5 protein-coding genes are annotated in these 6,184 nt (G+C 71.6%); all 5 read right to left on the bottom strand.

What is annotated here, in order from left to right:
• Positions 1 to 48: 48 nt before the first annotated feature.
• Positions 49 to 1,374 (bottom strand): NAD(P)/FAD-dependent oxidoreductase, encoded by a 1,326-nt coding sequence (locus tag MT346_RS07175; protein ID WP_243562116.1) that lies wholly within the window; start codon positions 1,372 to 1,374, stop codon positions 49 to 51.
• Between the two features lie 70 nt (positions 1,375 to 1,444).
• On the bottom strand, positions 1,445 to 1,648 hold the full coding sequence (locus MT346_RS07170; RefSeq protein ID WP_243562115.1) for a hypothetical protein: 204 nt from the start codon (positions 1,646 to 1,648) through the stop codon (positions 1,445 to 1,447).
• Between the two features lie 10 nt (positions 1,649 to 1,658).
• Entirely contained in the window at positions 1,659 to 3,470 is a 1,812-nt protein-coding gene (locus tag MT346_RS07165) for a DEAD/DEAH box helicase (RefSeq protein ID WP_243562138.1), read from the bottom strand.
• A gap of 206 nt (positions 3,471 to 3,676) precedes the next feature.
• A complete protein-coding gene (gene dinB / locus MT346_RS07160; RefSeq protein WP_243562114.1) occupies positions 3,677 to 4,927 on the bottom strand; it encodes a DNA polymerase IV in 1,251 nt (416 codons plus the stop codon).
• A 48-nt stretch (positions 4,928 to 4,975) separates the two neighbouring features.
• Positions 4,976 to 6,181 (bottom strand): acyl-CoA dehydrogenase family protein, encoded by a 1,206-nt coding sequence (locus MT346_RS07155; protein ID WP_243562113.1) that lies wholly within the window; start codon positions 6,179 to 6,181, stop codon positions 4,976 to 4,978.
• Positions 6,182 to 6,184: the final 3 nt, after the last annotated feature.

The following is a 6,184-nucleotide window of genomic DNA, read 5'->3' as shown; positions in this document are numbered from 1 at the left end:
CCGGGGCCCTGCGGGCCCGGGGCCTCCCGTCCGATCTGGGGTCGCGCCCTACTTCGTCGCGTCGACGAAGGAGCGGCGCGGGTCGGTCTCCTTGATCAGCGAGGTCGCGTCGCGGCCGGAGACCGCGCCGGTGACCCAGCCGATGATGATGCGTGCCTTGCGGTTCAGCGTGGGCATCGCGTACACGTGGTACGCGCGGTGGGCCATCCACGCCAGCAGGTTCGTCATCTTGATGCCCTTGATGTTGGCAGCACCCTTGCCGACACCGTACGACGCGACGGTGCCGATCGAGGGGTGGCGGTACTCGGTGAGCGGCGACCCGGTGATCGTCGCGACCACGTTGTCCGCGGCGACGACGGCCTGGCGAACGGCGTTCTGCGCGTTCGGCGGGTAGTACGCCGGCTGCTTGTCGGCGGTCAGGTCGGGGACCTGCGCGACGTCACCCAGACCCCAGACGCCGGGGACGACCTCGTGGGTGTCCTCGGCCTCGACCTGCAGCTTCGCATTGGCAGCGAGGTGCCCCTTCGGGCCGCGCGGCAGGTCGGACGCGTCGAGCAGCGGGTTCGGCTTGACGCCGGCCGTCCACACGAGCAGGCCGGTCGCGAACTCGTCGCCGTCGGACAGCTTGACGACGCCGCCCTCGCAGCTCGGCATCGTGGTCTTGAGGCGGACGTCGATGCCACGGGCGCGCAGGGACTCGAGCGTCCACTTGGACAGCTCGGGGCCGACCTCGGGTGCGACACGGTCGAGCGCGTCGATGAGCACCCAGCGGGGCTGTTCGCCAGCGAGCGACGGGTAGGTCTTGATGGCGGCCTGCGACACGTCGAACAGCTCGCCGATCGCCTCGACGCCGGTGTAGCCGCCGCCGATGAAGATGCTGGTGAGCAGACGACGACGCTCGTCCTCGTCACGCGTGGCAGCGGCCTTGGCGATGTTGTCGAGGAGCTTCGCGCGGACGTACGCCGCCTCTTCGACGGTCTTGAAGCCGACGCCGAGCTCGTCGAGGCCCGGGGTCGGGAAGGTGCGCGTGACCGAGCCGAGCGCGACGACGAGCTGGTCGTATCCGAGGGTGCGGTCGTCACCGCCGGCCGTGGCGATGGAGACGGTCTTGTCCTTCGACGAGATCCCGGTCACCTTGCCCTGGATGACGCGCGTCTTCCGGAGCGCACGACGGAGCTCGACGGTGACGTCCTTGGGGTTGATGTGGCCACCGGCCACCTCGGGCAGGAACGGCAGGTACGTGTAGTACGTGTTCTGGTCGACCAGGGTGATGCGCATCGGCACCGTCGCGGCGTGCTTCTGCAGCTGCTTGACGGTCGAGTAGCCGGCGGAGCCGCCACCGAGGACGAGGACGTGAGGGATCGAATCTGCCATGAGTCCGGTCTACTCGATCGAGGCTCGCAACGTCATGATCGCCGCGCACATTGCCCAGAACGGCGGAAGATCAACGACGTGTGTCGCGCAACCGCCACCAGGCGGTCTCCGCCAGGTCGAGGCCCGTGAAGACGCCGTGTGCGGTCCGCCGGGACTCGACCAGGCTGAAGCGGCGCAGGCGGTACCCGCCGCCGAAGCGGTCGATGATCGCCTCGGGCGAGGCATCCTCGGTCCGCTTGACCAGCCAGGTTCGGTCGTCGACACCGACGATCACGGCGCCACCGTCACCGACGGCCGCCGATCCGGGAGCGCAGGATGTCGATCCGCTTCTGGATCTGCTCGATGCTGGCCTGGGCGACGGCCGGTCCCCCGCTGATGCGGCGGAGTTCGGCGTGGATCGCGCCGTGCGGTTCGTTGGAGTGTCGCGACCAGATCGACACGAGGCGCTGCAGCTCGGACCGCTGCTCCTTGATGGTCAGGTACATCGGCCGGTCCGGCTCGGGCGCCTGCGACGCGGGCATGCCGTCCTTGACGGTCCGGCCCTTCGATCGCTTGGCCTGGGTCGCCTGGCGGGCGCGGAGCAGATCCCGTACCTGGTCGGGTTCGAGCAGCCCGGGGATGCCGATGAAGTCGAGTTCTTCGAGGGAACCGATCTCACCGCCGGTGCCGAACTCGCCGCCGTCGTAGAGCACCCGGTCGAACGAGGCCTGCGAGTCGAGGGCTTCGAAGGGCTGCACGTCGAGCAGGCTGTCGGAGGCACGGTCTTCCTTGTTGGCCTCGGCGACCATCGCGTCCTCGGGGTTGTACAACCCGTCGTCGGCGTCCTTCGGGCGGTCGAGGGCGTGGTCCCGTTCGAGTTCGAGGGTGGCGGCGAGGGCCATCAGCCCGGGCACGCTCGGCAGGAACACCGAAGCGGTCTCACCGCGGCGGCGGGCGCGGACGAAGCGGCCGATGACCTGGGCGAAGAACAGCGGTGTGCTGGCGCTGGTGGCGTACACGCCGACGCACAGCCGTGGGACGTCGACGCCTTCCGACACCATGCGCACGGCGACCATCCAGCGCGAGGTGTCCGCGGCGAACGCGCCGATGCGGCTGGACCCGGCGGCCTCGTCGGACAGGACGACCGTGGGGCGCTCGCCCGTGATCTGCTGCAGGATGCGGGCGTAGGCGCGCGCCGTCGTGGTGTCGGTCGCGATCACCAGGCCACCGGCGTCCGGCACACCGCGGCGGACCTCGGTCAGGCGCTTGTCGGCTGCAGAGAGCACCGCCGGCATCCACTCGCCCTCGGGCGAGAGTGCCGTGCGCCAGGCCTGCGCCGTGATGTCCTTGGTGACCTGTTCGCCGAGGGACGCCGACATCTCGTCGCCCATCCGGGTCTTCCAGCGCATCTGCCCGGCGTACGCCATGAACAGCACGGGCCGGACGACACCGTCGGCCAGGGCGCGGCCGTAGCCGTAGTTGTAGTCGGAGACCGACGTCCGGATGCCCTGCTCGTCCGGCGCGTACTGCACGAACGGGATCGGTGCCGTGTCCGAGCGGAACGGGGTGCCGGACAGCGAGAGCCGTCGGGTGGCACCGCCGAAGGCCTGGCGGATGCCGTCGCCCCACGTCAGGGCGTCGCCGCCGTGGTGGACCTCGTCCAGCACGACCAGCGTGCGACCGCCCTCGGTGATGCGCTTGTGCACCTCGGGGTTCATGCCGACCTGGGCGTAGGTGATCGCGACACCCTGGTAGTGGCGGCCGAACATGCCGTCACCGTTCTTGAACATCGGGTCGATGCGGATGTTGACGCGGTCGGCAGCGTCCGCCCACTGGCGCTTGAGGTGCTCGGTCGGGGCGACCACGACGATGCGGTCGACCGTGCCACGCGCCAGCAGTTCGGTCGCCAGGCGGAGTGCGAACGTCGTCTTGCCGGCACCGGGTGTCGCCGCGGCCAGGAAGTCGCGCGGCTCGGTCTCGAAGTACTTGGTCAGTGCCTCGACCTGCCAGGCGCGGAGCTTCGAGGCCGTGCCCCAGGCCGCTCGGTCGGGGAACGCCGGCGACAGGTGCTCGGCTGCGGCGTTGCCGGCGATCTCGGCGAGTTCCGCCGGTGCCAGGTCGAGTTGGGCCGCGTGCCCGGTGCCCTGCGCCGCGTGCTCGGTCGTCTGGGCCGCGTGCTCGGCCGTCTGGGCCGCGTGCTCGGTGGTGTCGACGAAGCCACCCCGGCGACCGGTGGTGTCGACCGACCCAGCCGCTGCCGTGTCGGCTGCGGCGGGCTGCTGGTGTTCGTACTCCGCTGCGCTCACTGCAGCAGATTCTACCGTCACCCGATGTCCTGTCGGGCGTGCGGCGGGCGCTGCTCGGGCGTGCCGCGCACCAGCGATGCGGGCCGCAGCACGCCCGCGCCGAAGCGGGCGGTGACCGCGTCGACCGTGGTCTCCGTGTCACGCCACGGCGCGTCGTCGTCCCACAGCGCGTTGCTGGCCGCCATCGGCACGAGGTTCTCGCCCCGGACGCCGATCAGCCGGATGCGGTTGCCCGGACGGTGCAGCACGTCGTACAGCTCGACGGCTTCGCGGTGGATCCGCCGGGCGACGTCGGTCGGCTCGGCCAGGGTGCGCGACCGGGTGAGGGTGGTGAAGTCGGTGTACCGGACCTTGAGGGCGACCGTGCGCGCCTGGACCTCGGCGCGGCGCATCCGCACGGCGACCTTCTCGGCCAGTCGCAGGAGCTCGCGTGCCACGGCGTCGCGGTCGGTCAGGTCGGTGCCGAAGGTGACCTCGTGCCCGATCGACTTCTCGCCGACGGCGGTGTCGACCACGCGTGGGTCACGGCCCCAGGACAGGTCGTGCAGGCGCTGCCCACCGGCCGGCCCGATCGCGTGCACGAGCGAGTCGAGCGGGGTCGTGGCGAGGTCGCCCACGGTGCGGATGCCCCGACGTTCGAGCACTTCTTGCGTCTTGCCACCGACGCCCCACAGCGCGGACACCGGCTGCGGGTGCAGGAACGCCACGGTGTCGGCCGCGGGCACGACGAGCAGTCCCGCCGGCTTCGCCCGGCTGGAGGCGAGCTTCGCGACGAACTTCGTCGATGCGGCACCGACCGAGCAGTGCAGTCCGGTCTCGGCGAACACGGCGGCCCGGATGGCGGTGCCGATCTCCCACGGGGTGCCGTAGAGCCGGACGGCGCCGGCGACGTCGAGGAACGCCTCGTCGATGCCGAGGCGCTCGACGCGCGGGGTGAACCGGTCGAACACGCCCATCACCGCTCGGGACTTGGCCTGGTACTTCTCGAAGTGCGGCTCGACGATCACGGCGTTCGGGCACCGCCGTTTGGCCACGGCCATCGGCATCGCGGAGTTGATGCCGTACCGGCGGGCTTCGTACGTGGCGGCGGTGACGACCGAGCGGTCCGAGTCGTGCCCGACGATCACCGGCAGGCCGACCAGGTCGGGGCGGTCGAGCAGCTCGACGGACGCGAAGAAGGCGTCCATGTCGACGTGCAGCACCGTTGCAGTGACGTCGGCGACCGGGTGGTCGGAGACGAGCCGGTTGCTGCCGTCCTGCTTGCTCACGAAGCGTCCCCGTCCTGCACGCTCACGAAGCGTCCCCGTCCTGCTTGCTCACGGGGCGATGCTGCCAGCGACCACCGACACCGGCCCGAGCACGTCGTTCGCGATCGTCCGCGCCGCCGAGTCCCGCGTCGACGGGTGGTACTGCCCGGCCCGGACGTCCCGCGCCAGCCGGGCCAGCTCGCCACCCGCACGGAACGCACCGCCCCCGACGACGCGCATGGCCTCGTCCACCACGTGCTGCGCGGTGTCGACCGTGCGGGCCTTCGTCCCGACCAGCAGCGGGAACCAGCGCCGACCGTGGTCCTCGAGCTCGTCGACGTCGCGGGCGAGCGCATCGACCTGCAACGCCACGGCGTCGACCGTGCCCCGCATGTCCGCGACGGCACGACGCACGTCCGGGTCGTCGCTCCGCGGCACGCCGTCCATCGAGCGCCGCTGCCGGACGGCCTGCACCGTCAGGTCGATCGCCCGCGTGGCGATCCCGACGTACACCGACGCCACCAACAGCTCGAACGCCGCGAACACCCCGAACACGAGCGGGTCGGCGGACGGCCCGACGGGCAGTGACCGCACGATCCGCTCGGCCGGCACGTGCACGCCCTCGAGCAGGGTCGTGCGACTCTGCGTCGCCCGCATCCCGAGCACGTCCCAGTCGTCCAGGTGCCGGACGCCGCCGTCCGAGCGCAGCGCGAACCCGTGCACCAGCCGCGGTTCCGGGCCCGAGGTGTCCTTGCCGAACACGCTCAGCACGTCCCACGCGGGCGCCAGCGACGTCGACACCTTGGTGCCGGTGAACCGGAACCCGCCCTGCCCGTCCGGCTCCGCCGTCGTGGTCGAGTCGAAGAGGACGCGGTCGTTGCCGGGTTCGCTGACCCCGAAGGCCAGCAGCCGGTCCGCCGCGGCGTGGTCCGTGACGGACTGGAGGAACGTCTCGCCGCGCGCGGACACGCTGCGGGCCGCCTGCACCCAGGTCTGGTGCATCCCGAGCGCGAGCGCCGTCGCCGGCGCGGCCTGGGCGAGCGTGCGCTGCACCGCGGCGGTGGCCCGCAGCCCGAGCCCGCTGCCGCCGTCGGCGATCGGGACGCCGATCCGCAGGTACCCCGCCGCGCGGAGTTCGTCGAGGTCCTCGGACGGGAACGTGTTGTCGGCGTCGTACCGGGGCGCCCGCTCGGCGATCCGCGCGAGCAGGTCCTCGGGGAGGGTCCAGGGTCGACGCTTCGTGCTCGTCGCGGTCGCGGAGTTGGCCTGGGTCATGGC

This window comes from Curtobacterium sp. VKM Ac-2922 (genome assembly GCF_022815645.1).
GTDB lineage: Bacteria > Actinomycetota > Actinomycetes > Actinomycetales > Microbacteriaceae > Curtobacterium.
This window is presented reverse-complemented; position numbering and strand designations above follow the sequence as displayed.

Excerpts from the sequence above, each read along its gene's own strand:
- MT346_RS07175 (WP_243562116.1), bottom strand. The coding sequence starts at position 1,374 with ATGGCAGATTCGATCCCTCACGTCCTCGTCCTCGGTGGCGGCTCCGCC.
- MT346_RS07155 (WP_243562113.1), bottom strand. The coding sequence starts at position 6,181 with ATGACCCAGGCCAACTCCGCGACCGCGACGAGCACGAAGCGTCGACCC.